This is a genomic window from Pontibacter sp. LHS1 (assembly GCF_058932855.1).
Window position 1 is genome coordinate 272194 of the sequence record NZ_JBZYWF010000006.1, and the last position, 24166, is coordinate 296359.

26 protein-coding genes are annotated in these 24166 nt (G+C 58.7%); 9 read left to right on the top strand and 17 right to left on the bottom strand.

Going from position 1 to position 24166, the window contains the following annotated elements; all coding sequences use genetic code 11:
- Window positions 1-2: 2 nt before the first annotated feature.
- The 12 genes from traJ to AC5FXQ_RS13845 all read right to left on the bottom strand — a co-directional run bounded on the left by traJ (window position 3) and on the right by AC5FXQ_RS13845 (window position 11812).
- Window positions 3-1226 (bottom strand): conjugative transposon protein TraJ, encoded by a 1224-nt coding sequence (traJ, locus tag AC5FXQ_RS13790; RefSeq protein ID WP_493603009.1) that lies wholly within the window; start codon window positions 1224-1226, stop codon window positions 3-5.
- A 14-nt stretch (window positions 1227-1240) separates the two neighbouring features.
- Complete coding sequence (locus AC5FXQ_RS13795) at window positions 1241-1879, bottom strand: TerB family tellurite resistance protein (RefSeq protein WP_493603010.1); 639 nt, start codon at window positions 1877-1879, stop codon at window positions 1241-1243.
- 11 nt (window positions 1880-1890) lie between these two features.
- Window positions 1891-2520, bottom strand: coding sequence for a hypothetical protein (locus AC5FXQ_RS13800; protein ID WP_493603011.1), 630 nt, complete (start codon window positions 2518-2520; stop codon window positions 1891-1893).
- Between the two features lies 1 nt (window position 2521).
- Window positions 2522-3211 (bottom strand): conjugal transfer protein TraI, encoded by a 690-nt coding sequence (locus AC5FXQ_RS13805; RefSeq protein WP_493603012.1) that lies wholly within the window; start codon window positions 3209-3211, stop codon window positions 2522-2524.
- Between the two features lie 4 nt (window positions 3212-3215).
- Window positions 3216-5792: a TraG family conjugative transposon ATPase gene (locus AC5FXQ_RS13810; RefSeq protein WP_493603013.1), complete on the bottom strand. Its 2577-nt coding sequence runs from the start codon at window positions 5790-5792 to the stop codon at window positions 3216-3218.
- On the bottom strand, window positions 5677-6024 hold the full coding sequence (locus AC5FXQ_RS13815) for a DUF4133 domain-containing protein (RefSeq protein WP_493603014.1): 348 nt from the start codon (window positions 6022-6024) through the stop codon (window positions 5677-5679). Before AC5FXQ_RS13815 ends, AC5FXQ_RS13810 begins: the two co-directional genes overlap by 116 nt.
- Window positions 6025-6034: 10 nt before the next feature.
- Window positions 6035-6376 carry a DUF4134 domain-containing protein gene (locus tag AC5FXQ_RS13820; RefSeq protein ID WP_493603015.1) on the bottom strand — a complete coding sequence of 114 codons (342 nt, stop codon included), beginning with the start codon at window positions 6374-6376 and terminating at the stop codon, window positions 6035-6037.
- A gap of 36 nt (window positions 6377-6412) precedes the next feature.
- Window positions 6413-6928 (bottom strand): hypothetical protein, encoded by a 516-nt coding sequence (locus AC5FXQ_RS13825; RefSeq protein WP_493603016.1) that lies wholly within the window; start codon window positions 6926-6928, stop codon window positions 6413-6415.
- Between the two features lie 227 nt (window positions 6929-7155).
- Window positions 7156-8004 (bottom strand): RteC domain-containing protein, encoded by an 849-nt coding sequence (locus AC5FXQ_RS13830; RefSeq protein WP_493603017.1) that lies wholly within the window; start codon window positions 8002-8004, stop codon window positions 7156-7158.
- A 226-nt stretch (window positions 8005-8230) separates the two neighbouring features.
- Entirely contained in the window at window positions 8231-10168 is a 1938-nt protein-coding gene (gene mobC / locus AC5FXQ_RS13835) for a conjugal transfer protein MobC (RefSeq protein ID WP_493603018.1), read from the bottom strand.
- Between the two features lie 4 nt (window positions 10169-10172).
- Window positions 10173-11420 (bottom strand): relaxase/mobilization nuclease domain-containing protein, encoded by a 1248-nt coding sequence (locus AC5FXQ_RS13840; protein ID WP_493603019.1) that lies wholly within the window; start codon window positions 11418-11420, stop codon window positions 10173-10175.
- The gene (locus AC5FXQ_RS13845) at window positions 11414-11812 is read right to left on the bottom strand and encodes a plasmid mobilization protein (protein WP_493603020.1); all 399 of its coding nucleotides are present in this window, start codon (window positions 11810-11812) and stop codon (window positions 11414-11416) included. Before AC5FXQ_RS13845 ends, AC5FXQ_RS13840 begins: the two co-directional genes overlap by 7 nt.
- A gap of 341 nt (window positions 11813-12153) precedes the next feature.
- On the opposite strand from AC5FXQ_RS13845, the gene AC5FXQ_RS13850 reads away from it, so the two are divergent.
- From AC5FXQ_RS13850 to AC5FXQ_RS13865, 4 genes are all read left to right on the top strand, one after another.
- The gene (locus tag AC5FXQ_RS13850) at window positions 12154-12426 is read left to right on the top strand and encodes a helix-turn-helix domain-containing protein (RefSeq protein ID WP_493603021.1); all 273 of its coding nucleotides are present in this window, start codon (window positions 12154-12156) and stop codon (window positions 12424-12426) included.
- Window positions 12423-13211 carry a hypothetical protein gene (locus AC5FXQ_RS13855; protein ID WP_493603022.1) on the top strand — a complete coding sequence of 263 codons (789 nt, stop codon included), beginning with the start codon at window positions 12423-12425 and terminating at the stop codon, window positions 13209-13211. Before AC5FXQ_RS13850 ends, AC5FXQ_RS13855 begins: the two co-directional genes overlap by 4 nt.
- A complete protein-coding gene (locus AC5FXQ_RS13860; RefSeq protein ID WP_493603023.1) occupies window positions 13195-13818 on the top strand; it encodes an ATPase in 624 nt (207 codons plus the stop codon). Before AC5FXQ_RS13855 ends, AC5FXQ_RS13860 begins: the two co-directional genes overlap by 17 nt.
- A 133-nt stretch (window positions 13819-13951) precedes the next feature.
- Window positions 13952-17026: a lantibiotic dehydratase gene (locus tag AC5FXQ_RS13865; RefSeq protein ID WP_493603024.1), complete on the top strand. Its 3075-nt coding sequence runs from the start codon at window positions 13952-13954 to the stop codon at window positions 17024-17026.
- A 26-nt stretch (window positions 17027-17052) separates the two neighbouring features.
- Here AC5FXQ_RS13865 and AC5FXQ_RS13870 read toward each other — a convergent pair whose 3' ends face one another.
- The 3 genes from AC5FXQ_RS13870 to AC5FXQ_RS13880 form a co-directional block, all read right to left on the bottom strand.
- Window positions 17053-17763 (bottom strand): hypothetical protein, encoded by a 711-nt coding sequence (locus AC5FXQ_RS13870; protein ID WP_493603025.1) that lies wholly within the window; start codon window positions 17761-17763, stop codon window positions 17053-17055.
- Window positions 17764-17921: 158 nt separating this feature from the next.
- The gene (locus AC5FXQ_RS13875) at window positions 17922-18647 is read right to left on the bottom strand and encodes a LytR/AlgR family response regulator transcription factor (RefSeq protein ID WP_493603026.1); all 726 of its coding nucleotides are present in this window, start codon (window positions 18645-18647) and stop codon (window positions 17922-17924) included.
- Window positions 18644-19708, bottom strand: a complete 1065-nt coding sequence (locus AC5FXQ_RS13880; protein WP_493603027.1) for a sensor histidine kinase — start codon at window positions 19706-19708, stop codon at window positions 18644-18646. Before AC5FXQ_RS13880 ends, AC5FXQ_RS13875 begins: the two co-directional genes overlap by 4 nt.
- Before the next feature lie 142 nt (window positions 19709-19850).
- Between AC5FXQ_RS13880 and AC5FXQ_RS13885 the strand changes: the two genes are divergently transcribed.
- The 4 genes from AC5FXQ_RS13885 to AC5FXQ_RS13900 all read left to right on the top strand — a co-directional run bounded on the left by AC5FXQ_RS13885 (window position 19851) and on the right by AC5FXQ_RS13900 (window position 21392).
- Entirely contained in the window at window positions 19851-20006 is a 156-nt protein-coding gene (locus AC5FXQ_RS13885; protein WP_493603028.1) for a hypothetical protein, read from the top strand.
- A gap of 27 nt (window positions 20007-20033) precedes the next feature.
- Window positions 20034-20648 carry a Crp/Fnr family transcriptional regulator gene (locus AC5FXQ_RS13890; protein WP_493603029.1) on the top strand — a complete coding sequence of 205 codons (615 nt, stop codon included), beginning with the start codon at window positions 20034-20036 and terminating at the stop codon, window positions 20646-20648.
- 205 nt (window positions 20649-20853) lie between these two features.
- Window positions 20854-21081 carry a hypothetical protein gene (locus AC5FXQ_RS13895; protein ID WP_493603030.1) on the top strand — a complete coding sequence of 76 codons (228 nt, stop codon included), beginning with the start codon at window positions 20854-20856 and terminating at the stop codon, window positions 21079-21081.
- A gap of 26 nt (window positions 21082-21107) precedes the next feature.
- On the top strand, window positions 21108-21392 hold the full coding sequence (locus AC5FXQ_RS13900) for a hypothetical protein (protein ID WP_493603031.1): 285 nt from the start codon (window positions 21108-21110) through the stop codon (window positions 21390-21392).
- A gap of 296 nt (window positions 21393-21688) precedes the next feature.
- On the opposite strand, the gene AC5FXQ_RS13905 is transcribed toward AC5FXQ_RS13900, so the two are convergent.
- Complete coding sequence (locus tag AC5FXQ_RS13905; RefSeq protein ID WP_493603053.1) at window positions 21689-23311, bottom strand: protein-disulfide reductase DsbD family protein; 1623 nt, start codon at window positions 23309-23311, stop codon at window positions 21689-21691.
- On the opposite strand from AC5FXQ_RS13905, the gene AC5FXQ_RS13910 reads away from it, so the two are divergent.
- Window positions 23204-23590 (top strand): hypothetical protein, encoded by a 387-nt coding sequence (locus tag AC5FXQ_RS13910; RefSeq protein ID WP_493603054.1) that lies wholly within the window; start codon window positions 23204-23206, stop codon window positions 23588-23590. The genes AC5FXQ_RS13905 and AC5FXQ_RS13910 overlap by 108 nt on opposite strands.
- Before the next feature lie 106 nt (window positions 23591-23696).
- Here the strand turns inward: AC5FXQ_RS13910 and AC5FXQ_RS13915 are convergent, their stop codons facing one another.
- Entirely contained in the window at window positions 23697-24158 is a 462-nt protein-coding gene (locus AC5FXQ_RS13915) for a protein-disulfide reductase DsbD domain-containing protein (RefSeq protein ID WP_493603032.1), read from the bottom strand.
- Window positions 24159-24166 lie beyond the last annotated feature (8 nt).

Sequence of the window (24166 nt, forward strand, 5' to 3'; positions counted from 1 at the left end):
GATTAGGGGTTGGGTTTTCCGGATAGCCGCTCCTGCTGATAGCTTTGGTGCGTGTTGTTACTCGTTGGAGCCGCGCTTGTCTGGCCGGGACCATAGAAGTCGGCTAGGCCCTGGGCCAAGTGCTGGGATCCGGCAGCGAGCGAACCGGCCGCATAGCCGGCTGCCGTGCCGCCGCCGGAGACGGTGGTGTGGCTGGCGCTGCTCAGCAGGTTGGTGACCTTGTAGAGCAGGGCATTGCCGCCGCCGGCGTGGACGATGTAACCAGCGACGTTGGGTACCGTGAAATAACCCACAATGCCCATGAGCAGAAAGATGAGGTAGGCCGTATCGGTGGCGCTAAAGAAGGTGTCGCCGCTTGTCTCCACCTGGCTGATGTCGAGCAGGAGCATGTGTTCCTGTACCTTGCCAATGATGGCGCCGAAAAGATTGGCCACCGGGAGCCACAGAAAGACATTGATGTAGCGGGCAATCCAGACCGTAAGGGTGTGGTGCAGCCCGTCAAAGACGGAGAAGCCAAAGACCAGGGGCCCCAGCACCGAGAGCACCACCAGGTAAAAGGTGCGGATCGTGTTGATGCACAGGGCGGCCGCCTGGAAGAGGACCTCGAGCACCTCGGACATCCACTGCTTGATGGAGTGGCGGAAGCTATACGAGGCCCGGGCCATGGCAAACTTCATGTCATTGCCAATGCTCTCGAGCAGGCCTTCCCCTTCCCCGAGCGGGTCTTCGGGGTGCGCATAGCGGTACCACTCCGCCCGGTCGCCTGCCCCATCCAGTCCCACGTACATCTGCCAGGCGTCGGATTGCTGGATGGCCGCCTGTTTTTGCTGGAGAAGGCGGGCAATGGCCCGGTCTGAGTCTTCCACCATGGCGCCGGTCGCATGGACGGTCGGTTGCAGCACGCCATTGAGGAGTGCCAGCACGGACGGAAAGAGCAGGATGGCCAGGCCCAGGGCAAAGGGGCGGAGCAGGGGATAGAAATCCACCGGCTCGGCATTGGCCATGTGGCGCCAGACGCGGGAGGCGATGTACCACAGGGCGGCAAAGCCGGCCAGGCCGCGCCCGACCCCGATGAGCTGCTCGCAGAGGGGAAGCATCTCCTCGTGGAGTTGGGCCAGCACCTGGTGCAGGCTTTGCATGCGGTCCGCCAGCCCCTGTGCCTGGGAATCGGTGGGCCAGACCAGACACAGGACCAGCAGAAAGAAAAGGAATCGGTATTTTTTCATGTGCTTTGAAAAGGTTAAGGGGTGGGGAGGTGGAGACGCTGCACTGCCTGCCAGTCGTTTTGTTCCCTGGCCCGTTGGAGGGCCAGCCGGGAAGCCTGGCGGTTAAAGTGCCGGAGAAAGGAGAGTTTATCGGCCGTGGCTTCATAGAGGCGGTCAACGGCCTCCAGCCGTTCGGCCTCTGCCATGCGCAGCTCCCCGGCTGTGAGGACGAGGACCAGCTCCTCCAGGTGACGCAGGCTCTCGGCCAGCAGCCTGTCGTAAACAGCGGACAGGTAAGCCAGTTCCCCCGGTGTGAAGGTGCCGGCCTCCCGGAAGCGGCGGTAGGCACCGCGGTACTCCTGCACCAGGCGTTGCTGCAGGGTGATCGTCTCGGCCACGCGCCGGTAGTGGCGCACGGTTGGGCTCACGGCCAGCAGGCCCTCCAGAAAGGTGTGGTGCAGGCTGAAACTCCCTTCCGAAATATCCCGGACAGTGCCGTACCCCCGGTGCAGGATCTCATAGCCCTGCTTCATATCCGAGAGAATGCTTTGGAGCTGCCGGAGCTTTTCCACGTTGAGCAGCAACTGCTGCACCTCGTCTGTCTGCGCTTTCGCGCGGTAGGGTAGTCCGGCTCCCAGGAAAAGGAGCAGCAGGAGGGCGTAGCGGTATTTCATCGTCTATTCAGTTAAGGTAAACCATAAGTCTTTTGCAGCTTCGTGACTTCCTGTCCCTGCCGCTCGCGCAGCCGGACCAATGCCTGCACATCGGCCAGGAAGGCCTGCGCGAAAGCCAATTTTTCACGGGTGCTGGCCTGCAGGCGTTGGATTCTTTCCAGCCGTACCGCGTCAGATAGCTCCCGCTCTCCGGCCGTAAGCGTCTGCCGGAGTTCCTCCCGGTCCGCTGCAAGGCCATTCAGCAGGGCGGCGCGCACCTGTTCGAGGTAGGCACGCTCACTGGCATGGAGCAGGGGCAGGGAACGCACCTGGTTAAAGGTTTTCTCGACCAACACCTGCCAGGCCAGGATGTCCTGTAGCTGCATGAGCCCGGCGAGGGCAGGGTTTACTGCCTTCGGGGAGGAAAAGAAGTCCTGGTGCAGACCCAGGTCACCGTTTTTGATCGTGTGCACGGTCTGGAGCCCCTGGCGGACGAGGGCATAGCCCTGCTGCAGGGTACCGGAATAAGCCTGTAAGGCGGCGATCTGCTGCACCAGGTATTCTTTTTGGGTCTTTCGCTGGCGGAACCACTCATCAAAGGTCTGTGCCCGGAGCGTGCCCCCAGCCAGCAGGAGCAAGGAAAGGAGGAGGTGCCGTTTCATATCAGTTGTGGGTGGTGATGCCGTATAGTCGTTGCATGGCCTCCAGGTCTCCCTGCTCCCGGGCGCGCTGCAGGCACAGCTGGAGCTGGCTGGCATTGAAGCGCCGCAGGTCGCTGTAGTTTTGCCGGATGCCCGCGGCTGCGGCCTCCAGGCGCGCCAGACGTTCTCCGTCGCGCATCTGGGTGGCCAGGGAGCTGGTCACCAGCAGGGCCTGGTCCAGGTGCTGGATGCTCTCAGAGAGAATGCCGGCGTACACGCGGTAGAGGTAGTCCAGCTCCTTCGGGGAGAGGTTTCCGTCCTGGCGGAACAGGCCGTAGGCCCGCCTGTACTCGGAGACCAGGGCCGCCTGCAGGGTGATGATCTCCCGGACCTGGTGATAAGTGGCGATGGCTTGCTTGACCTGCCAGAGCTCGGCATAGTAGTCCGCGTACAGGGTGCGCTGCCGCTCGCTCCACTCGGAGATTTCGGTGAGGCGGAGTTCGGAGAGCTTGTTCTCGAGCACCTTCTGGGCGTTCTGCAGCCAGATGGTCTCGTTCTGGATGCGTTGGACCTGCAGGTCCAGCGCGACGATCACCTTCTTCACGCCGGCCTTGATGGCTTCGGAGATGGGGTCCTGCGCGTAGGCCGGTTGCAGGCTGGCTGCGGTGCTGAGCAACAGGGTCAGCAGTAGGATGCGATGGGTTGGTTTCATGGGATTATTCTTTTTGGGTCCGGATGTGTTGTGCCAGCTCGGCGATGCCCTTGGCCATGTCACCGCCCCAACGGGCGGCATAGGCCTGGACCTGGAGCTTTTCCTTTTCCTCCGTGGTATAGGCCAGGTACTCCTCGAGCGATACCTCGGTGCGGTAGACTTTGGAGAGGACGCCCCCCAGGCTGATAAAGACTTCCTTGTAGGTGCGGGCGGGGTCATTGGCCCGGTTGACAGAGAGCACCAGCGCCTTTTCTTTCTCCGTAAGGCCCAGCAGCTGCTGGATGCCGTCGAACTGCTGCAGGTACTTGCGCTGGTCCAGGAGGATCTTGCAGTCGGAGTTGTTGATGATCGCCTGCTTGACAATGGGCGAGGAGATGATGTCCTCCACCTCCTGGGTGACGACGATGGCCTCACCGTAGAACTTGCGCACCGTCTTGAACAGGTAGCGGATGTACTCGGCCATGCCTTCCCGGGCAATGGCCTTCCAGGCCTCCTCGATCAGGATCACCTTGCGCAGCCCCTGGAGCTTGCGCATCTTGGAAATGAAAACCTCCATGATGATGATGGTCACCACCGGGAAGAGGATCGGATGATCCTTGATGTTGTCGAGCTCGAAAACGATGAAGCGCTCGGACAGCAGCTCCAGGTTCTGGCGCGCGTTGAGCAGAAAGTCAAACTCGCCTCCCCGGTAGTAGGGGCGCAGCACGTACAGGAAGTTATCCAGGTCAAAGTCTTTCTCCTTCACCCCGTCCGCCTGCAGCCGCGCCCGGAAGCCGTCCCTGACAAAATCATAAAAGGTGTCAAAGCAGGGAAACAGCGCCGGCTGCGCTGCCAGCTGCCGGTAGTAGAGCTCCAGTGCGTTGGAGAGGGCCACGTACTCGGCGCGGGTGAAGGTCTCGCTGTCTTTCTTCCACAGGGCCAGCAGCAGGGTCTTGATGCTTTCCTTTTTCTCGGTGTCGAGTGCATCCCCCTTCCCCAGGAAAAAAGGGTTGAAGCGGAGCGGACGCTGGGCATCGTAGGTAAAGTAATAGCCATTCACCAGCTCACATAGCCCTTTGTAGGAGTGCCCCACGTCCACCAGCACGATGTGGGCGCCCTGCTCGTGGTAGCTGCGCACCAGGTGGTTGGTGAAAAAGGACTTGCCGCTGCCCGAGGGGCCCAGGATAAACTTGTTGCGGTTGGTGCAGATGCCCTGCCGCACGGGCTCGTCTGAAATGTCCACGTGCACGGGCCTGCCGGTAAGGCGATCCCCCAGGCGCAGGCCGACCGGGCTGCGGGAGGAGCGGTAGGCCGTCTCCAGGTTCAAAAAGCAGCAGGCCTGCTCGAGGAAGGTATCAAAGGTCTCGTTTAGGGGAAAGTCACCGGCATTGCCGGGCAGCCCGGCCCAGAAGAGCTGCGGTGCCCCTTCCGTCTCCAGCTTGGGGGTGGCGTCCAGTTGGGCGATGGCGGAGGAAACTGTGTTGCGCAGTTCTTTTAACTTGCCGGCCTCCGCTGTCCAGGCCAGGAGGTTGAAATGCGCCTTGACCGGCAGCCGCTGCTGGCTGACAGCCTCCTGGAGAAATTCCTGGGCCGCATCACGCGCCAGCGCATTCCCGCGGGAATAGGCGGCCAGGGACTGCAGGCGCAGGCGCTTGCTTTCCAGGCGCTCGAGCGTCTGCGGGGCATCCCCTGTGAAAATGTACTGGTTAAACAGGTGGTTGCAGGGCAGCAGCTGCCCCAGCGGGGAGGCAAAGCCCGTGCTGCAGCGAGAGCGCTCGGTGGAGTAACGGTCGTAGTTGACGCGGGACCCGCACAGGGCGGGCAGGTCTGCCGCGTCCGCCAGCGTAAAGAGCAGGCAATGCTTGTCACCGACGCGAAGGCCCTCGCGGAAGTGAATGTCCTGAAGCAAAGGGGCACTGCCGGCCGGGAGCAGCCCGCAGTAGCGCTCGAGCAAACCCGCCCGCTCCTTCGTACCGGTCAGCTCATCGTCCGGGAGTCGCCGCAGGGTGACAAAGCCACTGTCCTCGAGCACCCGCACAAACTGCCCTGCCTGGTCCACAAACTCCTGGTAAAGCTGCGGCTGCAGGGTCTGCTGCGGGGCAAGGGAGCGTCGCAGCAGGCTGGAGAGCAGCGAGGCAGAGGGTTTGACATCCTCGGGGACTTTGGTGAGCAGCACATAGCTGTGGTGCTCGAAGAAAGGGCGTTCATGAAAGAAACGCTCGCTTGCCCGGGACAGAAAGCCCTGCCCTTCCTGTTGGAAATCCGCCTGGTGGAGGTTCTCCACAAACCAGTCCTGCTTGTGCAGCACGCAGTGGCGGGGCAAAAGCCGGATCGCTTTGACCAGGGCCTGGTGGAAAGCCTCATACTCCTGGTCCGAAAGGGTGAAGATCTCGGGCAGGGTGACCTCAAAAGCCAGGGTGGTGTCTCCCCGACGGGAGAGGATCGTGTCCTGCTCCACCCCGTAGATGGGCAGCAGGCGCTCTAAATCAACGGCTGTGGCCATGGCGGAACTCCTTTCTGCTGAGGTGTAAGAAGAGGGCGCGCGAGCGGAGACGCAAAAAGTCCGGGATGCGACGGCGGGCAAGCCGCTTGCCGAGCCCATGCTCCCCAAACCGCTTGTTCAGGTGGTAGACGCCGGCAAACAGGGCGCCGCCCAGCAGCAGGACCACCGGCAGGCAGAGGGCCAGGGGCGTTCCCACCAGGTAGAGCAACGTGAAAAGCAACAGCAGCCCTACCAGGCCCACGGCCAGGTAGGCGATGTATTGGGCCCGCAACCCCTTGAACTCCAGGGGGCGGTTGATGCCTTTGTTGATGCGGTAGACACTGGTAGCCATCGGATTTGCCTTAAACACCAAAGAAAGATTTAAGAACCGTGGCCACGATCACCAGGAAGATGCAGCTGCCAAACCAGGCGGCGGCCACCTTGCCCGTGTCAGGCTCCCCGGCGTTCCACTTCTGGTAGACTTTCACGGCCCCCACCAGGCCGACGATGGCGCCGATGGCATACATCAGGCTGGTGCCCGTGTCAAAATAGCCGCTGATCATGTTGGTGGCCTGCTGGATGCCGGCCTGGCCGTCGCCTGTCTGGGCTTGAGCCGCCAGCGAGGAGAGGAGCAGCGCGACGGTCAGCAGCGCTGGGCTGGTACCCTTGAGCGGGCGGGAGCGGAAAGGGAAGAAGTTTTTCATCGGTTGCATTTTTATGTTAAGAATTTAATGACATTATCAGGTTAGGCTGGCAGGATCTTGCTCCGTTTCGGCCAGGTCGTTGGCGGTAAGGGGAAAGGAGAGCTTCGCGGGGCCGTGCTCCAACAGGTAGTCCTGCACCGCCTGCCTTTCTTCCGCTGCGAGCATATGACGCTCGTCGAGCAGACGCAAAAGCGAAAGGAAAGCCGCTTTGTCCAGTCGCGTTTCGGCGGCACTCTCCAGCAGGGAATCCAGCTCTGCCAGCATGGCAGCCTTCAGAGGGGAAAGCGCTTGGGGCGGGACCGGTTCAGCTGGCGCTACCAGCAGGTCACTGGCCGAGGAGAGGGAAGGTGCCGCCTCCGGAAAGGCGGCACCCAGGATGGACTCCTGCGGAGGGGATGGCCGAGGGGCCGGCAGGCCTGCCCGATGAAAAGTCTGGCTAAGCTGGCGCTTGATGTCGTGTCTGTAAAATAGGAGCAGGACGGCCAGGTAGTAGAGCACCAGGACCGTTCCGGCAGTCAGAAAGAACTGGGACCAGGAAATGTCGGTAAGCATGGCGATTTCGTTTTAACCCGACGCCCCGTGCGGCGGGCTTGGTGAGACAAAGGTGGGGAAGGCCACCGCCCCTTCTTCACAAGGAATTCCGGACTTGGGTAATTTTTCTGGGGAAATAATTTTCAAACCCTAATTCACTAAAACCCACCACTACCAGGGGGTGGGTATGTGGGAAAGTCCGGCGGACCTTTTCCATATAGCCACGCCCTTTGCGCCAGGCGCTGGCATCAGGCGCCGTCCAGCGCGTCCATGCGGTGCAGCAGGCGCTCGCGCATCAGGTCCAGGAACTTGGTGCGGCTGTCCTTTTTGCGCTGGCGCACTTCCTGGAAGGTGCGGTACACGTTGCCCAGCTTCACCCCGAAAAATGTCTCCAGCCGCTCGGTGATCTCGCACAGGTCGGCCATGCCGTTGTTGATCTGGCCGGACTCGAAAAGGCCATAGGCCAGCTCGATCAGGTACACCTTGGAGCCGGTCCAGTTCAGGACGGGCCCGTTCTGGGCGGCGTTGAAGTCCACCTGTCCCTGCTCCAAGCGGTGGATGGTCTGGATCAGGTATTCCCCCAGGCGGCGGTTGGCCTCCAGGCGCGCGACGATGTAATCATAGTGGGTGCTGAAGCGGGTATCGGTATCCATCGAGGAGGTGCATTCATGATAGGGCAGGTCCGCCTTCCCCCGCACAAAAAGGCGGCTGTCCAGGTAGGTTGCCCCCGACAGCAGGTACTGGTAGAGCTGCACGTGGTGGTCGTAGAAGACGCGGATGAGGAGCAGTTCATTTTCATAGTGCCGGCGCAGGTCCTGCAGGCTGCCCAGCGGTTTTTTGAGCTCAATCAGGGCCAGGCGGGCATGGTAGATAAGCAGGCTGGTGAATTTGGGCTTGATCTCTTTGAAGAAGAAAATTTCTTCCGCCTCATCTGCGAAGGTGTAGGTGATCACCTGCTGCTTGAGTGCCTCGATGGCCCCCCGGATGTGCTGCAGGAGCCGCTCCTGGCGTTGCGCCGGAGCGGAGAAGGGCATTGCCTCCGTTTCCCGGAGCTGCTGCGTCAGCTCCTCATAGAGTTGGTTCGCTTGCTGTATCATATCAATTTGCTGAATTGGTGTACCAAGGTCTTGTGGCTTCAGTCACGACCAGATAAGGCCCGGTAAGGCGAACCGGTGCTGATGCCGCTGGGCAGCGCAAAGCCGCTAAGGAGGGGTAAGGAATCAGCGCGGAGAGGTTGGTGAATTTTGATGAAACAAGCTGAAAGACAGGCTGTTGCTATTTGTAATTAATTGAAATATAGTAATTTATGATTTTAAACAGATGTTAAGGATGTGATGAACCTTTGGTAAGGATAGAGGCAACGATGTCCCGTACCTCCTGCTTTACCTGCCGGTACTGCCGCTGCACCGTATCGGTGTCCACCTGCCGGATTTGGGGAATGGGGCGGTAGTGCTTTTCCTCACGGGCAATGGCCTGGTGATCATTTAGGATAGCGGCGTGAAAAGCCTTGAGGTGAATCGGGCAGGAAGGTTCATCGGCCACGATGCCGACAAACTCCCCCGAGGAGAGGGAGGCTATGGTGGCAGGAGGCACGGCCGCCTCCAGCTGGGTGGAGCGGCTCACGGAGGTGTCGCTGCTGTTGATCGAGAGGCTCTGCCGCTCCTGCACAATCTTGCCGAAGCGCTCCGAGAGCTGGCGCGCCGTCTCCCCGGAGACCTGCCCGCTGATGATATTGCCCACGATGTTCATCACCACCTCCGCCTGCTCGCGGCCATAGTCTTTCTTGAGTTGGCTGTAATCCTGCACCCCCAGGGTGGTGGCCACCCGGTTCGAGCGAGCCGTGGCGATCAGGCTGTCAATGCCGTTGAAGTAAATGGTCGGAAACTCATCAAAGACCAGGCTGCTGGGAAGGCGGCCTTTTTGATTCACCAGCTTGATGGCCCGCGACACATACAGCGACAGCACCGCCCCATAGACCTGTTGCTTCTGAGGGTTGCCGGCCAGGCAGATGACTTTGGGCGCCTGCGGGTTGTTGAGGTCGAGCGTGAAATCGTTGCCCGAGAGCACGTAGTAAAGCTGGGGCGAGGCCAGGCGCGCCATGCTGATCTTGGCGCTGGCCACTTGTCCCTCCAGCTGTTCCATGGCCTCATGCTCGAAGGCCGAGACAAAGGGGTTGATGAGCACCTCGATCTCGGGCTCGGTGCGCAGCACGGCGAAGAGCTCGGCATAATCCGTCTGCATGAGCTCGATCACATGGGGCAGGGTGCAGTAGCGTCCCTGCTGGTAGCGGCGCAGAAACCAGATGATGGCGGTAACAAAGTTGATGGGGGATTCGACAAAGAAGTCCCCCTGCTTTTTGATCCATTCGCGGTTGAGGCCCAGCATGATGGTGCGGGAGGCCTCGGTGGCGTCAGTGATGTCTGTCATGGAGACCGGGTCCAGCGGGTTGCAGCGGTGCGTGCGCGACAGGTCATCGAAGTTGATGAGGTAGAATTTCCGCTTCTCGTCTTTTTGCCGGAGCAGCGCATTAAAGGCGATGCGCGTCAGGTCATCGTACTTGAAATCATAGAGAAACAGGGAAAAGCCCTTGGCGATGTGCTGCGTGATCACATGGCGGATGACAAAGTAGGACTTGCCGGCTCCGGGCGTGCCGATCACCAGCAGCGCCCGGAAGGGATTGATGATGTTGATCCAGCTGCGGCGCACCTGGCCCTTGAGCGTATACTCGGCCGGAAGGTTCACGGAATACTTATTTTCCAGCAGCCGCTCCTCCTGCGGAAAGGACTGGTTGTGGCGGTTGAAGATGTCGGTGGAGAGGCGTTGCCGCAGCAGGCGCGAGCAGCGCGTGCCCCCGGCCAGCAGGAGCAGGTAGCCCAGCAGGGTGGTCCCCAGATAGGCAACAGCTACCCGTGTTGAGGGACTGACCAACAGCAGGTGACTGGCACTGTAGAGCAGTCCTCCCGGCAGGAGGTAAGCCAGGAGCTGGCGGTATGTGAGCCGCTCATCCTTTTTGCCGCGGGCCCCCAGAAGGGAAATCCCCAGCAGGAGTCCGGCGGTGGCCTTGGCGCGCCAGGGCTCCTGGAAAAGGGAAACCTGCGCGGCGTTCCAGGCTACCCGGTCCACCAGCGGGTGGGTCATGCCCCAAACCTGGAAGCTGTCATAGCAGGTGATATAGCCGTGCAGGAGCAGCACCGCCAGGCTCAGCAGGCGTGTAAAGTCCAGGACCTGGCGCAGTCCCTGTACGTTTTCCCCGGTATTCATGGTATTACAGCTTTGGTCTTCTTTTTTTGCGTTTTCTGAGGTGTTTCCGCAGGTCATACGCCAGCCCCTCGACCTGCGGCTCCGCGTGCAGCAGCACGTGCAGGAAGTCCGGGGTCTGAAAGTCCTCCTGTGGCATAAAAGCTTGCTGCAGCGGCGCCTGTGGAAGTTTTTCTACCTGGCTGCCGGCCGGGACATCCCTTGCAGGCAGGCGGGCCAGGAGCGCCTTGGCGCTGTAGGACTTGCCCAGCTCGCTGCCGTTGAAAACCGCCCGCTGCCCGTGATCCAGGAAAGTCACCCCATAGACCTGCCCGCCGGCGCTCTCCCGAAAGAGAACCTGCACTTGCACCCGCTCCAGGCAGGCGGCCAGGGAGGCCCTGTCCTGCGGCCGCTGGGTGTACATGGTATCGTCCAGCGTTTGCCTGAGCTTTTCGCGCAGGGGTTTGCGCAGCAGCTTGTGCTGGGCGAAGCGTTTTTCCAGCGAGGCCAGGGTGGGTCTGCCCGGCAGGCTGCTGGCTTTGAGCGGCACGCCGACCGGCTGGCCCTGCCGGTCCAGGAGGCGGAAGTGCAGCCCGCCTTTGCGATACATCTGCGTCCCCTCGTTCCCCCGGTCCGCCCGCACCCGAAAGGCGCCTAGCGCCGCATTGAGCTCGGCCAGGCTGGTGTAGCTGTAGGTGCGGGTCACCACGCTCACGATATGGGCGATGCTGCGCTTTGTTTCGGAAACCCCATAGCGGGCAGGGGAGAGTGGCAGCCGGAGCAGCGTGTCGAGGGGCGTTTCGGTTTGCCCTTCCGCCGGTTTCAGACCATAAGCCAGCTCCAGCGCTTTGCGGGCCGGCTCTGAGCGGTCCCTGCCCAGGTTGTGCAGGGGAATGCGCGTTCCGTCCGGCTGGAGGTTGGTTGTCACGATGTGCAGGTGGGGATGCGCCGCATCCAGGTGCTGGTAGACCAGGTAGGGCTGCTCCCCAAAACCAATGCGGTCCATGTAGTCGGTGGCCAGGCACTGCAGGGTCTCTGGCGGCAGCTCCTCACCCCTGGCAAAGTTCAGGGAGATGTGCACGCAATTGGTTTTAACCCGCGGGTTTTTCTCAGTCAAGCGTTCAAAGCGCCTTAGCTTGTCTTCCCAGCTCAGGGACTGGGGCTCCTGCAGGAAGCGGTGGGCCAGCAACAGCGTGGCCTGCCCTTCTTCGACTTTTTGCTCGTTGTAGCGCAGGGCCCCGCGGATGCTCTTGCCGGTGCTGATGCGCGCTACCATCGGCGGGCCAGCTGGGAAAGAAGCGTGAGCAGCGTATTGATTTTCTGCCCGACCAGCTTATACTGCTCCAGGGCCTGCTGCGCCAGGAAGACGCGCTTGTGGGCCTGGGTGGAGGCGTTGAAATGGCGCGTGATCTGGTTGATGTTCACGCCAATGGCCCGGAGCTCCTCCCGCACGCTGGCCAGCTCTTCCACTACCCCGTCCAGGGAGCTGTCTTTGTGAAAAACCAGGATGCGCCGGTTCTCCAGGATGCGGCGAACCACTTCGCCCACGGAGCGGCAGTCGCTCTGCTGGGCGAGCTGCAGCAGCTTCTCATACTCCTGCTGCCTGACGCGAAACAGGATGGTCTGCGAAAGCAGGGCTGCCGTGTCTTTTGTTTTCTTTCTAGCCATGGGTATGCACGTTTATAAAATCAAACACCGAGTTCCGAGGGGTGCCGAAAAGGGAGAAACTGGAAGCGAATATGTATGCAAAAGTACATCTTGCTCGCTGCAACAGGCCGCAGCGTGTCCTTTCGGCAAGGTTTTGGCTGCACCAGGAGTTAAGAGACGGACAAGAGCGGTCATTGCTTCCTGTTTTTTGCGGAAAGATGGGCAGGCAGAGGCAGCGGAATTCACAAGCGTGGCCGGAGGGGGGAAAGAAATGGCAGCAAAATTTCCCCTCTTGGGGTTTAGTTGTGAAGGGGGATGCGGTGGATCCACCACCTTAGAGGCCTAACCAAAACCTGACCGTTATGTCCGTAGAACTGATTACCAAGGAAGACCTGCAACTGTTTCGCAGGCAACTGCTCGAAGACCTGCAAGGGCTGCTGGGCAAACCGCAGCGCCAGGCGCTCCTGCCGGTGCTCAAATCCGCTGAAGTGCGCCGGCTGCTGCAAATCTCACCCTCGACGCTGCAGACCCTGCGCCTCAAGGGCACCTTGCCCTACGTGAAGGTGGGCGGCACGCTTTACTACCGCACGGAGGACATCAACCGGCTGCTGCAGGGAAAGGAGGCACAGTCATGAACTACATCTCCCACCTGAACGGTTTTTTCGGACGTGTCTCCCGCGATTACCGGCTCAACCCCACGCACATCAGCCTGTATATGGCCCTGTTTCAGCAGTGGAACCTGCACCGCTTCCGCAACCCCATCTCCATTGCGCGGGAGGAGGTAATGGCCACCTCGCGCCTCCACTCCCGGGTGACCTACCACAAGTGCCTCCGGGAACTGCATGCCTGGGGCTTCCTGCACTACATGCCCTCCTATAACCATTACCGGGGCAGCCTGGTCTATATGCTGGAATTCGCAGCTGAGGGGCAGGGCAGGCAGCAGCAGGATATTTCTTGTACCGGAGCTGGACAGGAGCTGGACGCGGGCTATACCGGAAGTGAACAGGAGCTGAGCCCTTCCTTAAACAGGACAAACCTCTTAAACCTTCTAAACAATTTAAACAGGAGAAAACACGCGCGCACAAACGAAAGCGGTGTAGCAAAGGAGGAGCAGAAGTCGCAAAGCAGCGAAAGAAAAGAAAAAGCTTGCGCCGAAAAAGAAAAGAAAGAGGGCCAGGCCCTCATACCGCCAGAGCTGGAAGAGGTGCGGCGCTTTTTCCAGGCGAATGCCTATGGGGAGGTGGAGGCCACGCGCTTCTTTCACCACTACAGCGCCAACGGGTGGCGCGTAGGCAGCCAGCCCATGCAGGACTGGCAGGCGGCGGCGCATAAGTGGGCCTGCAACGCCTTCAGCCAGGTGGAGGCAGGTGCTTTTGCAAAGGATCAGAAAGACGTGAGAGACTATGCAGCCCCTCTCTAACCTGACGGAAGACAAACGGGAGAAGTCGCGGCTGCTTTGGCTAGAGTGGCAAGGGAAGCGGTTTTATGGGGAGCATTTCCAGATCTACGAAGAGGACCATGCGCTGCTGAGCAAGCTACTGGCTTACTTCAGCGGAGATCAGGCTGCGGCTGAAGCAGCGGAGTTGTCTTTGCGGAAAGGCATCCTGCTCACGGGGCCCATTGGTTGTGGCAAGACCTGTCTGATGACCCTGCTGCGACTGCTGCTGCCCCCTGATCAGCGCTTCCGGATCCTGTCCTGCCGGCAAGTCAGCTTTGCCTTTCAGCGGGATGGCTTTGAGGTGATCGGTCGCTACAGCAGTGGGGGCGGCAAACCGGCCGTGTACTGCTTCGACGACTTGGGCGCAGAGCAGGTGCAGCGGCATTATGGGAGTTCCTGTCAGGTGATGGGGGAGGTATTGCTCAGTCGCTATGATTTGTTTGTCTCCTCCGGGTTGAAAACCCATCTGACCACCAACCTCACCAGCGCCGAGATCGAACAGGTATACGGCCTGCGGGTGCGCTCACGGATGCGGGAGATGTTCAACCTGGTACCCTTTCCGGCGAATGCGCAGGATAAACGGCGGTAAACATACAGACAGCTCCTTCTTTCTGTTTTTTTAAAGGGAAAAATAGAGCTGTAGGAGCTGCCAGTCTAAAGTTTATTTAAATATTCAAAATTATCTATATTAGAGCTTTTCAACTGCACCATACGATCTAGCTATGTTCAAACTTTACCCCGGGCTGCTCCTGCGCACGCCTGCTTATCCCTATTCCACTTATGCGACGGCCGATCTTCGTCAACTGCTGCAGGACCCTTACTTTCGGGCGGCCCTGCAGCTTGCCAGCCGTTCCCTTTTCCAGGCCCTGGAAGCGGCGGGGTTCCACTATGATGCCTTGTCCCCAAAAGTCAAGTCGAGCCTGGCCAAGTACCTGAACAGGATGTGTTTCCGGCCCACGCCCTTTGGTCTTTTTTCCGGGTTTTCCCTTGCTTCCTGGGGAGCCGCCACGGGCCAGCCCCTGCAGCTGGAAGAGAGGGCATTAAAAGTGCACCTCCACCTGGCCTTTGCCGAAACCTTGTCCATGGCTGAGAAGCTGCTGGCTGAGGAGCTGGCCCCCTTTCAGCGTTACAGGCCGAACCGATCGCTTTACAAGGAGCAGGGCGGCTTTCGCTATCTGCGCATTAAGGAAGATGACCGGCAGCGGAAGCGGAAATTCTCCGTTGACGGCCTATCCAGTGACGCTTTGCTTGGGGATGTACTGCGGTTTTGTGAGACAGGACCCTCCAGGCAGGCGATCATCGAATTTGTTTCGTGCCAGGCAGGGGTGGAAACGGAGGCGAGCGCAGCTTATGTGGAACAGCTGATAGAAGAGCAGGTGCTCGTCTCTGAGCTGACTGTGAATATCACGGGGCATGATTACCTGCTGCGCTTGCTAAGGCTATGTGAAAAGCATGGGGTGGATACGCCCAGGACGCGGCGCTTACAACTATTGCTGCAGGATCTTGGGGCGGCAGGAGAGTCGGGCGCATGCCTGCAGCAGACCTTGGCATCCTTAAAAGTAAATACGGAGCTGCACCAAGAAACCTTTTATGCCAACCTGGAAAAAGGCCTGGCAGCTGACAGACTGTGTGACTCCTACCAGACTAAAATTTTGGAGGCACTGCGCTGCCTGCAGCGCCTGGTCCCGCTGGCAGCGCCTACAGGGCTACAGGAATTTGTGCAGGCTTTTGAGAAAAAATTTGAGGGCCGTGCCGTGCCGCTGCTCCTGGCACTAGACCCGGAGTTGGGGGTAGGGTATGAGGAGCTGGCTGTGAGTTACCAGGTGCCGAAGCTACTGGAGGGGCTTTCTTTCGTTCCCCCGGAAACCGGCAAGCAAATGTTGGAGTGGTCGGCGGCGCATGCGCTGCTACTGGAGAGATGGCAGGCAGCTGGCCCTTACCCTGCTGCCATTCGTTTGACGGAACAGGATCTGGAAAAGCTTCCCGCAGTGGAAGACGAACGCGTACTGCCGCCCAGCGCAGCGGTCCTGTTCCGGGTACTGGGTGAGCAGGTCTACATCGAGCAGGCGGGAGGCGTGAGCGCCACAGCCCTGCTGGGGAGGTTCACGCCATTGAGCTCGTCCGTGCAGGATATGGCGCGGGAAATCGCACAGGCCGAAGAGCAGGCTAACCCGGACGTGGTGTTTGCCGAGATTGCCCATGTGGGGGATGCCCATACGGCCAACATTGACCGGCGGGCTGCTATCCGCTCCTATGAAATTCCCGTGCTTGTGCAGTCCACGCTTCCCGAAGAGCGACAAATCCACTTGTCGGAGCTCTGGGTAAAAGTGGAGGGGGGAAAAGTGGTGTTGTGGTCTGAGCCCCTGCAAAAGGTAGTGGTGCCGCGCCTCGGTTCAGCCTTTAATTTTGTGCGCGATGAGCTGGCCGTGTTCCGTTTTCTGTGTGACCTGCAGTACCAGGGCGTGCAAAGTAATTTCAGTCTGGATCTGAGCCGCTTTTTCCCAAAGCTAAGTTATTACCCGCGGGTGGAGTACCAATCGGCTATTCTGCAGCTGGCCAGTTGGCAGTTGGGAAAAGAGCAGTTGGAACAGATCTTTCAGGCAAAGAAGGAACAGCAACAGGCGCAGTTGATGCGGTTGGCCGGAGCGCTGCAATGGCCAACGTGCCTGGCCCTGACGCAGCAGGATCACCAACTCGTATTCAATCTGGAAGAAGAGCAGGACCGCCTGTTGCTGCTGGAAAACCTGAAAGGCAAATCGGAAGCGGTGCTTCAGGAGTTTCCCTTTGCTGGAGAGGAGGCACCTACGGTGGTGGATGGTGCCGGCCAGGCTTATGTCCATCAGTTCCTGGCCGCGGTGCACCATCAGCAGCCGGTATACCGGCACAGCGTACTTCCTGCTCCCTCCCAAAGGCGGCCCTTGCTAAAAAAGCGGAAGCTCGTGCCGGGAGATGGCTGGCTGTACTTTAAAATCTACTGCCACCCTTCCCGCGCAAATAGTATCCTGACACAGACACTGCAACCCCTTCTCAGGGCGCTTGAAAAAGAAGGGCGCATCACGCAGTGGTTCTTTGTGCGGTACCGGGATCCGGCCTATCATGTGCGGCTACGGCTTTGCCTGGCAGAAGGATCGGAGCATGTGCTGGACCAGGTTAGCCGGAAGCTGGGCAAGCTCCTAGCCCATGGGAGCGTACAGGATTATCAGCTAGCCGTCTATGAGCGGGAGCTCGAGCGATACGACCCAGTCCTGATGGATAGCGTAGAGCAGGTGTTTTGTGCCAGCAGTGCCCTGGTGGCAGCTTATCTGAAGGAAGCACCTTTCGCTGAGGATAGTTACCTTTATTATAGTATGGCTTTCCAGGGGATGGAGGTGATGCTGGATGCCTTCGGCCTGGATAACCCCGGGAAGGTAGATTTGCTAGGAGAAATGCACGCCTCATTTTTCAAAGAGTTCGGGGCGACAAAAGCGCTTAAAGTGCAGCTGGCCTCCAAATACAGGGAGATCAGTCAGTTTTCCGGCGTCCTTCCAGGAGCAGGCGGCAAGTACTTGCTCCCAAAGTTAAAGTTGAGTGGATTGCAAAGAAGATTTGAAGAGGCATTAGTCCACCTGGCGCGGCAAGCTAGGTTTCTTCAGCCTGAAAGGAAAAAGCAGTTCGTATCAGACCTCATCCATATGCACTTGAATCGTCTGCTGGTGGATCAACCCAGGCAGCAGGAGCTCGTGCTGTATTTCTGCCTTTGGAAGCATTACCAATCGGTTGCCGCCAGGATAAAGCAGGGGAAACAGTTCACAGGTTGACACCAGCTAATTAGTGGTTCCATAGCTTATTGTCTCACCTGGTGGGCGATGTCGTGAATGGTGATCCAACCGAGAGGCTTTTCAGTTTCTACTCCAGTTTCAGTGATGAAGAGAACATCAAGGTTTCTTTTTTGTTTGTTGATATGCTCCAAAAAAACAGCATATGCTTCGTAGATATCCAGGTTCCTGGAGATGAATTTATAATTCTTGGGAAATTCAATATGCGGAAGAAGGTCTCTCACTGTGGTGGGAGCCTGCATCAAATTTCCCTCTTCATCAAAACAAGAAGAAAGCCATCGCGCGATGGTGTTGGTATTCACCAACTCGACCACTCGCTCATTTTCAAGTACCGGAAATTGAGAGTAGGAACGTTGGCTCACTTCCTTTAGGATGCTATCAATGGGCTCATGGAGGGAAGCGCCGGATAGGTTGGAAGCGAACGTAGGAATAACTCTTTTGGGATTAGAGATGACCCCATAAATGTATTTGATTCTGCTAACGGTATGCTCATGCGGTTCGGCTATCGCCTGACCGCCTAATCTAGGATGATGCACAATGGCATTCCGAAGCTCAGCCAGGGAAATCAGCTCGTCTTTAAACTGCCGGACGAGGTTGAGTTTTTCCGAGAGGTCTCTTACTTTTTGGGTAAAGGGGGTATAGGACTCTAAGCGTCCTTTTTTGTTTAGCAGGTTATCCAGCCGGTTATAATAGTCAAGAAACTGATCGGATGTTTTCATGTTAAAGCTAAGCGTTTAAAAGTTGTTGATGTCTTCATTTTGCTATGCTGAACTAAGTTGTGCGATATCATTCTCTGGTTTCGGTTTTCACGGATCCTTTCTACGAGCGAACCTGCTGGTCGACATGAAGGCCCTGAAACAAGGATTGAACCGTTAAGTTAGGGCAGACGCTTGCTCTTCCAAAGCCGGGCATTTACCTTTTCCAGAAAGGGGGCTCGGTAGTTGGCGCCCAGCGGCAGCACTTCCCCGTTATCGAGTACAAGCTGGTTCCCCTCCACCGCCTTCACGCGGGAGGTGTTGACGATGAAGGATTTCTGCACCCGAAGGAAACGCTCCTTGGGCAGGTATTCCTCCATTTCCTTCATGGTCAGGTAGGTGATGTGTTTGCCCTGCATTGTATGGATGCGGATGTAGTTCTGCAGGGCCTCCACGTACAGCACATCTTTCAAGTCCAGTCGCGTGATCCTTCCCTTTACATCGCTCTTGATAAAGAAAAAGTCCTCCTCCTGCTGGATTGACTCGCCGGGGGGAGCAGCCTGGATCCGCTGCACCGTTTTAAGGAAGCGCTCATAGGTGATGGGCTTGAGCAGGTAATCCACCGCGTTTTTGTCAAAGGCCTGCAGGGCGAACTCCTCATAGGCGGTGGTAAACACGACCCTGGCGTAGGGACTAAGGAAATCTGCCAGCTCAATGCCGGAAAGCAGGGGCATGTCCACATCGACAAATACCAGCTGCGGGCGCACCTCTCCGGTGCTGATGGCCTGCAGGGCTTGCAAGGGGTTGTCCGAAGCGCCGACTAAGGAAAGCCCTGGGGTTTGTTCCACATAGCGCGTCAGGATCTGGATGGCATGCGCCTCGTCATCGACAATATAAGCAGTAATCATAGCGTGGTTATTTGAAGTTGTACCTTATAGAAATGCTCGTCCTCCTGTATGGCGAGGGAGTGGTGGCCGGGGCCATACGCATTCAGGAGTCTGGTCCTTACATTGCGGAGCCCGATGCGATGCCCGACTTGGACAGGGGAGGTCCTCTTCTTATTCCTGGTCTGAAAGGAGAGGGTGCCCTCTTCCTCTCGGAGACAGACGCTGGCCGGGTAGGCCGGGTCCGTCAGAACGCCATGGCGGAACATATTTTCCACAAGGGTGAGCAGGAGCAGGGGCGGGATGCGCATGCCCTGCAGCTGGCCCTCCGCCTGCAGGCTGAGCTGCAGCGGGTGCTGAAAGCGAAGCTGGTTGAGGGCGATGTACTTGCGGATGTGGTCCAACTCACGGCTTAGATCCGTTTTGCCATCTTCGTGTACGGGTGCCAGGGCATGGCGCATTACCTCGGAGAGCAGGAGGACGCCTTCCGATACCCTGGGCGATGTGCCGATGGCCTGGTTGTAGAGAAAGTTCAGCGTGTTAAAGAGAAAATGCGGGTTGATCTGCGCCTGGAGGTAGGCATTCTGGGCCTTGACCAGATCCTTTTCCAGTTCTGCTTTCTCCTTCTGGGCGCTCAGTTGCTGGAGCTGCAGCTGGGTGATGGTTTTCACATGTTTGATGGTGCGCCGTACCAGCCAATAGGTGGCGCTTAAGCCAATGAAGTAAACCCCACGCCAGAGGTAGCTGAGGATAAACTTCTGCTGGAAGAGAACGAGCTTGGGTTCTGGACGGAAAAGGTTGTAAAAGAGATCAAATCCAAACTGGAGGAGGATGTAGAGGCCCAGCTCCAGCGGCAAGAGCAGGAGAAGCAGCCAGGGGGCCCTGCGGGTTTCAAAACAATAAGGGAGCAGCCCGTGCGCAGTCACATAAAAAAGCAGCATGTTGCCCAGGTAGAAGCCAACGTACTCCCACCAATAGACCCGCTGGGGGACAGCCGTGAAAAAAATAATGGAGACTTCATAAGCGATAAAGATTGCCCAGGCCAGACCATGCGTCCCTACCCGGCGGAAAGGGAAATGAGCCATAGAAGTTTAATTACGGTAGCCTATGAACTATACGCATTGCTTTTATAAATATAGCGATATTTTCATGTAAAATATAGTACGGTTCGTCTAAATATTTTCCCTTTCAGCACAGCAGCCTGTAGGTTTGGGTTAAAAAAAAGTCATGAAGAAAAGAAAAGACAAATTGAACGTGCGCACCAGGTCCTTATTTGCTTTCCGAGTGCCAGTTACTGCCGGAACTTTCTTGTCCGAGGATCCTACCACGACGACTGTCACCATCACCACCTCCCTCACCACGATCACAGGGGCACTGCGCTAGCGGCATGCCCCCTTTTAAGCAGGAGGCATGACGACGCAGGTGAACAAACTGATCCAGACGCTCATAGAAAAGCTGGGCGCTGAGAAGCCGGGCAACGGCTGGGCGCCGGAAAAGCTGGAGGCGCTCCTGACGGATATGCTGGGGGAGAGCCGCTATGCGCAGCGGCAGCTGCTGCTGAGCGCCGGGCAACGGCCGGAGCACCTGTACTATGTGGCGGAAGGACTGCTGCGCGGCTACTGCTACGATGATGCCTCCGGCCGGGCCATCACGCTGTATTTGTGGCAAAAGGCCTCTTGGGCCGTGCCCCTGCAAGCTTTTATGAAGCGGCAGCCTTCGGACATTTACCTGGAGGTGATGCCGGGCAGCGTGCTGCTGTCCCTGTCTTATGGGCAGCTGACAGCGCTAAAAGCGCAAGTGCCAACCACCGAATCCCTGCTGCGGGAGCTTCTCCTGCACTATTACGCCTTCCATAAAAAACGCAGCCAGGACCTGCTCACGCGCTCGGCCTGGGAGCGCTACCTGGACCTGCTGCAGACCCACCCGCGGATCGAGCAGCAGGTGTCCAAGGAGGTGATCTCTTCCTACCTGGGGGTGACACCCCAATCGCTGAGCAGGCTGATCCGGGAGAACGGCCACCCCTGAACCTATCCAATTCTGATCCTTTGTTCGGTCATTTTGTATCCTTTCTTACCTGCTTTCCTATCCTATGGCAAGCAATTTTGCCCTGCCTGGCCACTACCTTTAGCATAAGCTTTCAGCGGAACAACCGGGTATAGGAACTGGTCAACAATACCGGTCCGCCAGGCCATCCGGGAGCTGTCCATAAGGTGCAATCAAAGGCAGTAGCATGAAGAAAACAGAGAAACACCTCCTGATGTGGGTGAAGCTGGCCCTGCTCACCTGTGGCGGTGTGCTGAGCCAGCTGGGATGGCGGGAGCACCTGGTCTTTAACCTGCTGTTCACTACCCTGGCGGTCTATGGTGTAGTGCTGTGTAAGAAAGAGATTGGAGGGGGCGGGATCGGGAGAGCCGCCTCCTCCGGTGCGGCGGCCTACCAAAGTGGCGGCAATAATTAATTTTTTAAAACTTAAATTTTCCGAGCATGAAAAAGCTAAAAGTAAATTTCCTCGCGCTGGCTGCTGTGTTGGTGGCAGGCGGCACGATGGCCTTCAGTGCGCCGGCCACGTTGCAGTCCGGCTGGTACCTGGTAGAGGGGGATGCCATTGGCAACCCGACCGCCGGACCGGGCGGTGATTGCCGTACAGACTATATTAACAGACTGTGCATGGTGCGGTTAGAGCTGAACCCCAATGAACCGATCCCGGAGACCGTGTCTGAGGCGGAAGCCAACGGACAGGTGACGGCTGAAGCACGCAAACAGTTCTAAGAATGTCGTAATCCAGTAGACAGGTACCCGGGGCAGGTCATAAAAGCTCCGGGTACCTGTTTTTTTTATCTAGCCGGTGAAGGAATTTGTGCAAGGTATGGAATAGGGAAAAGGCGACCCTGCAATGCGGGGCCGCCTTTTAGGCTAATCTATCTCACCTTAAACAAAATAGGGGTGGTGGGAGGGAAAGGAGGAGGAGCGCAGCACGCTCCCCTCCACAACCTAACATAAACAAACAGCAGAAATTTATAGGTTAACCCCAAAGAGTGACTTCCCTACTTACCGTTCTTCATGGCTCAATGCACGATCCGTTTCGAGGTGGAAGGGACGTCCAGGCCGCAGCGCAGCCAGTCCCCATATACCTGCTCATCCGGCGTATACCCAATGGGCTGGTTGAGCAGCTGCTGATCCGGGCTCAGGAGCACATAGAGGGGCTGTGTAACCTGTCCGAAGTGAAGGGCCTGAAAGGTGGACCATTTGTCGCCTATAGTGCGCACCTCCCTGGAAGTGCCATCCGCGCCGGTGTACGTGAAGCGCTCGGTGAGCGGCAAGGGTTGCCGGTCGTCCACATAGAGCGAGACCAGGATCACCTCCTCCCGGAGCAGTTTCGAAATGGCAGGCGCGGTCCACACCTGCTCCTCCATCTTGCGGCAGTTCACGCAGGTGTAGCCGGTGAAGTCGAGCAGGAGGGGCTTTTGCTGCTCCCGCGCCAGTTGGAAGGCTTTCTCCAGGTCGTTCACGACCTGGGGTTGAACCGAAGCCTGCGTGTCCTGCTGGTGCTTCTCCCTATTATAGAGGCTGTAGTGCCAGGGAGGGGGAAAGCCGCTCAGCAGGCGCAGGCTGCCCTGCGGGCTGTTGCCCAGACCCGGCGCCAGGTAGAGCGCAAAGATCAGGGTCAGCAATCCGGCTATACGGCGCACCCGCCCGATTTCTTGGTCTTTTGGTTCACCTGGAAAACGCAGAATCCCCAACAGGTACAGGGCCAGGCCGATCGCCAGCAGGAGCCAGAGGCCGATGAAAACCTCCCGCTTGAGCAGTCCCCACTGGGCCACCAGGTCCGCGTTGCTCAGGAACTTGAGCGCCAGGGCCAGCTCCACGAAGGCCAGCGATTTCTTCAGGGTGCTGAGCCAGCTTCCACTGCGCGGCAGGCGCTGCAGCCAGCCGGGAAAGAGGGCCAGCAAAGCAAAAGGGAGGGCCAGGGCGAACCCAAAGCCCCCCATGCCCGCCGTCAGCTGCCAGGCGCCGCTGTCGGAGGAGAGGGAACCTACCAGCAAGGTGCCCAGAATAGGCCCGGTGCAGGAAAAGGAGACCAGCACCAAGGTGAAGGCCAGGAAAAAGATGCCGCCCAAGCTGCCCAGCCCTGCTTTGGCATCGGCGCGGTTGGTCAGCCTGCTGGGCAGGGTCAGCTCAAAGACCCCGAAGAAAGACAGGGCAAAACCGATGAAGACCGCAAAGAAAAACAGGTTGACCCACACATTGGTGGAGAGGCTGTTGAGGATGCCCGGCTCCACACTGTCCAGCACGTGGAAAGGGAGGCTGCAGGCCAGGTAGATCAATAGGATGCAGGCGCCGAAAAGTGCGCCATGGCGCAGGGCCTGCCCCTTGCTGCCTGCCCGGCTGGTAAAAAAGGTGACCGTCAGCGGCACCATCGGAAACACGCAAGGGGTGAGCAGGGCCAGCAAGCCGCCCAGGAAGCCCAGCAGAAAAACAGTGGGGAAGGAGCCGTCGCCGGAGGCCGCCGTTTCCCCGCAGGCCGAGGCCCGCGCCAGGTCTATGGAAGCAAGCCGGAGGCTGCCTGCGAGCGGAGCGCTTTGCTCTTGCCCGCCGGGAAGCGCGACTTGCAGCTCCTCGCGCAGCGGCAGAAAAGTCTCCCCACGGACGGCAAAGCCGGTAAGGGTCAGCGAGAGCCAAGCCGGCACCGGCCCTGGAAGACAGAGGCGCTGCGCCAGGGCCACGGTATCTCGGTAGCTGGTGACCCACTCGTTTCCGAGGAGCGGGTCCTGCCTGCGCGGGAGCGGCAGCAGGGGCCTGGGCGCATCCAGGATAGAATAGGGATCGGTCGCCTCCAGGCGCAGGGGGGCCAGCCCCAGCTGCGGATGGGCTTCCGCATACACGTGCCAGCCGGGCTGGAGCCTTCCCTGCAGGGTCAGGGTATAGCTGTTGTCTGCCTCCAGCTTTGCCGAAAGCTGCCAGCGTGACGGAGGCTGGGCGGAGGCAGCTGCCAGCGTAAAAAATAAGAGCAGGGCCAGCATAGCCGGATAGCGCAGGAGGGGGAGCTGTGGTGTTGCGTTCCAGGTCATCATCTTAATCGAGGGCTATGGTGAAGGCCACCGTTTGGGGCGGGAGACAGCGCGTGGCATCACAGGCCATGAACTCGACCGTACCGGACAGGGCCGTGGTGACAGGACTGCGCAGTTTGACGAGCTGCTCGAAGGTGACCGTGCCGCGGTAGTAATGCACCTCCACACCGAAGTTGCGGTCGTGCTTTTGCTGACGCTCGCCTTTCTCCCGGATGCCGCCTTGCGGCAGAATCATGGGGTTGGGGTGGAAGGTGATGGTGGTAGGCAGAGGCCCTCCGGCCGGGGTTTGAGGCGCATAGATAGCCCAGGGGCTGTCCATGGTCGCGGTGAGCAGCACCTTATAAGATTGAGGGGCCACACGTTCCGCCTGGAAAGTCCACTGCACGGGCTGGAGGTGCTGCGCCTGGCCGCTCCCCGAAAGGAGCAGCCAGCACAGCAGGGGTAAAATGATTCTTAGGGGAAGCATAAGCTGAA

What these genes read in the sequence shown, in the direction of transcription:
- traJ (WP_493603009.1), bottom strand. Translation starts at nt 1,226, where the DNA reads ATGAAAAAATACCGATTCCTTTTCTTTCTGCTGGTCCTGTGTCTGGTC.
- AC5FXQ_RS13795 (WP_493603010.1), bottom strand. Translation starts at nt 1,879, where the DNA reads ATGAAATACCGCTACGCCCTCCTGCTGCTCCTTTTCCTGGGAGCCGGA.
- AC5FXQ_RS13800 (WP_493603011.1), bottom strand. Translation starts at nt 2,520, where the DNA reads ATGAAACGGCACCTCCTCCTTTCCTTGCTCCTGCTGGCTGGGGGCACG.
- AC5FXQ_RS13805 (WP_493603012.1), bottom strand. Translation starts at nt 3,211, where the DNA reads ATGAAACCAACCCATCGCATCCTACTGCTGACCCTGTTGCTCAGCACC.
- AC5FXQ_RS13810 (WP_493603013.1), bottom strand. Translation starts at nt 5,792, where the DNA reads ATGGGCTCGGCAAGCGGCTTGCCCGCCGTCGCATCCCGGACTTTTTGC.
- AC5FXQ_RS13815 (WP_493603014.1), bottom strand. Translation starts at nt 6,024, where the DNA reads ATGGCTACCAGTGTCTACCGCATCAACAAAGGCATCAACCGCCCCCTG.
- AC5FXQ_RS13820 (WP_493603015.1), bottom strand. Translation starts at nt 6,376, where the DNA reads ATGAAAAACTTCTTCCCTTTCCGCTCCCGCCCGCTCAAGGGTACCAGC.
- AC5FXQ_RS13825 (WP_493603016.1), bottom strand. Translation starts at nt 6,928, where the DNA reads ATGCTTACCGACATTTCCTGGTCCCAGTTCTTTCTGACTGCCGGAACG.
- AC5FXQ_RS13830 (WP_493603017.1), bottom strand. Translation starts at nt 8,004, where the DNA reads ATGATACAGCAAGCGAACCAACTCTATGAGGAGCTGACGCAGCAGCTC.
- mobC (WP_493603018.1), bottom strand. Translation starts at nt 10,168, where the DNA reads ATGAATACCGGGGAAAACGTACAGGGACTGCGCCAGGTCCTGGACTTT.
- AC5FXQ_RS13840 (WP_493603019.1), bottom strand. Translation starts at nt 11,420, where the DNA reads ATGGTAGCGCGCATCAGCACCGGCAAGAGCATCCGCGGGGCCCTGCGC.
- AC5FXQ_RS13845 (WP_493603020.1), bottom strand. Translation starts at nt 11,812, where the DNA reads ATGGCTAGAAAGAAAACAAAAGACACGGCAGCCCTGCTTTCGCAGACC.
- AC5FXQ_RS13850 (WP_493603021.1), top strand. Translation starts at nt 12,154, where the DNA reads ATGTCCGTAGAACTGATTACCAAGGAAGACCTGCAACTGTTTCGCAGG.
- AC5FXQ_RS13855 (WP_493603022.1), top strand. Translation starts at nt 12,423, where the DNA reads ATGAACTACATCTCCCACCTGAACGGTTTTTTCGGACGTGTCTCCCGC.
- AC5FXQ_RS13860 (WP_493603023.1), top strand. Translation starts at nt 13,195, where the DNA reads ATGCAGCCCCTCTCTAACCTGACGGAAGACAAACGGGAGAAGTCGCGG.
- AC5FXQ_RS13865 (WP_493603024.1), top strand. Translation starts at nt 13,952, where the DNA reads ATGTTCAAACTTTACCCCGGGCTGCTCCTGCGCACGCCTGCTTATCCC.
- AC5FXQ_RS13870 (WP_493603025.1), bottom strand. Translation starts at nt 17,763, where the DNA reads ATGAAAACATCCGATCAGTTTCTTGACTATTATAACCGGCTGGATAAC.
- AC5FXQ_RS13875 (WP_493603026.1), bottom strand. Translation starts at nt 18,647, where the DNA reads ATGATTACTGCTTATATTGTCGATGACGAGGCGCATGCCATCCAGATC.
- AC5FXQ_RS13880 (WP_493603027.1), bottom strand. Translation starts at nt 19,708, where the DNA reads ATGGCTCATTTCCCTTTCCGCCGGGTAGGGACGCATGGTCTGGCCTGG.
- AC5FXQ_RS13885 (WP_493603028.1), top strand. Translation starts at nt 19,851, where the DNA reads ATGAAGAAAAGAAAAGACAAATTGAACGTGCGCACCAGGTCCTTATTT.
- AC5FXQ_RS13890 (WP_493603029.1), top strand. Translation starts at nt 20,034, where the DNA reads ATGACGACGCAGGTGAACAAACTGATCCAGACGCTCATAGAAAAGCTG.
- AC5FXQ_RS13895 (WP_493603030.1), top strand. Translation starts at nt 20,854, where the DNA reads ATGAAGAAAACAGAGAAACACCTCCTGATGTGGGTGAAGCTGGCCCTG.
- AC5FXQ_RS13900 (WP_493603031.1), top strand. Translation starts at nt 21,108, where the DNA reads ATGAAAAAGCTAAAAGTAAATTTCCTCGCGCTGGCTGCTGTGTTGGTG.
- AC5FXQ_RS13915 (WP_493603032.1), bottom strand. Translation starts at nt 24,158, where the DNA reads ATGCTTCCCCTAAGAATCATTTTACCCCTGCTGTGCTGGCTGCTCCTT.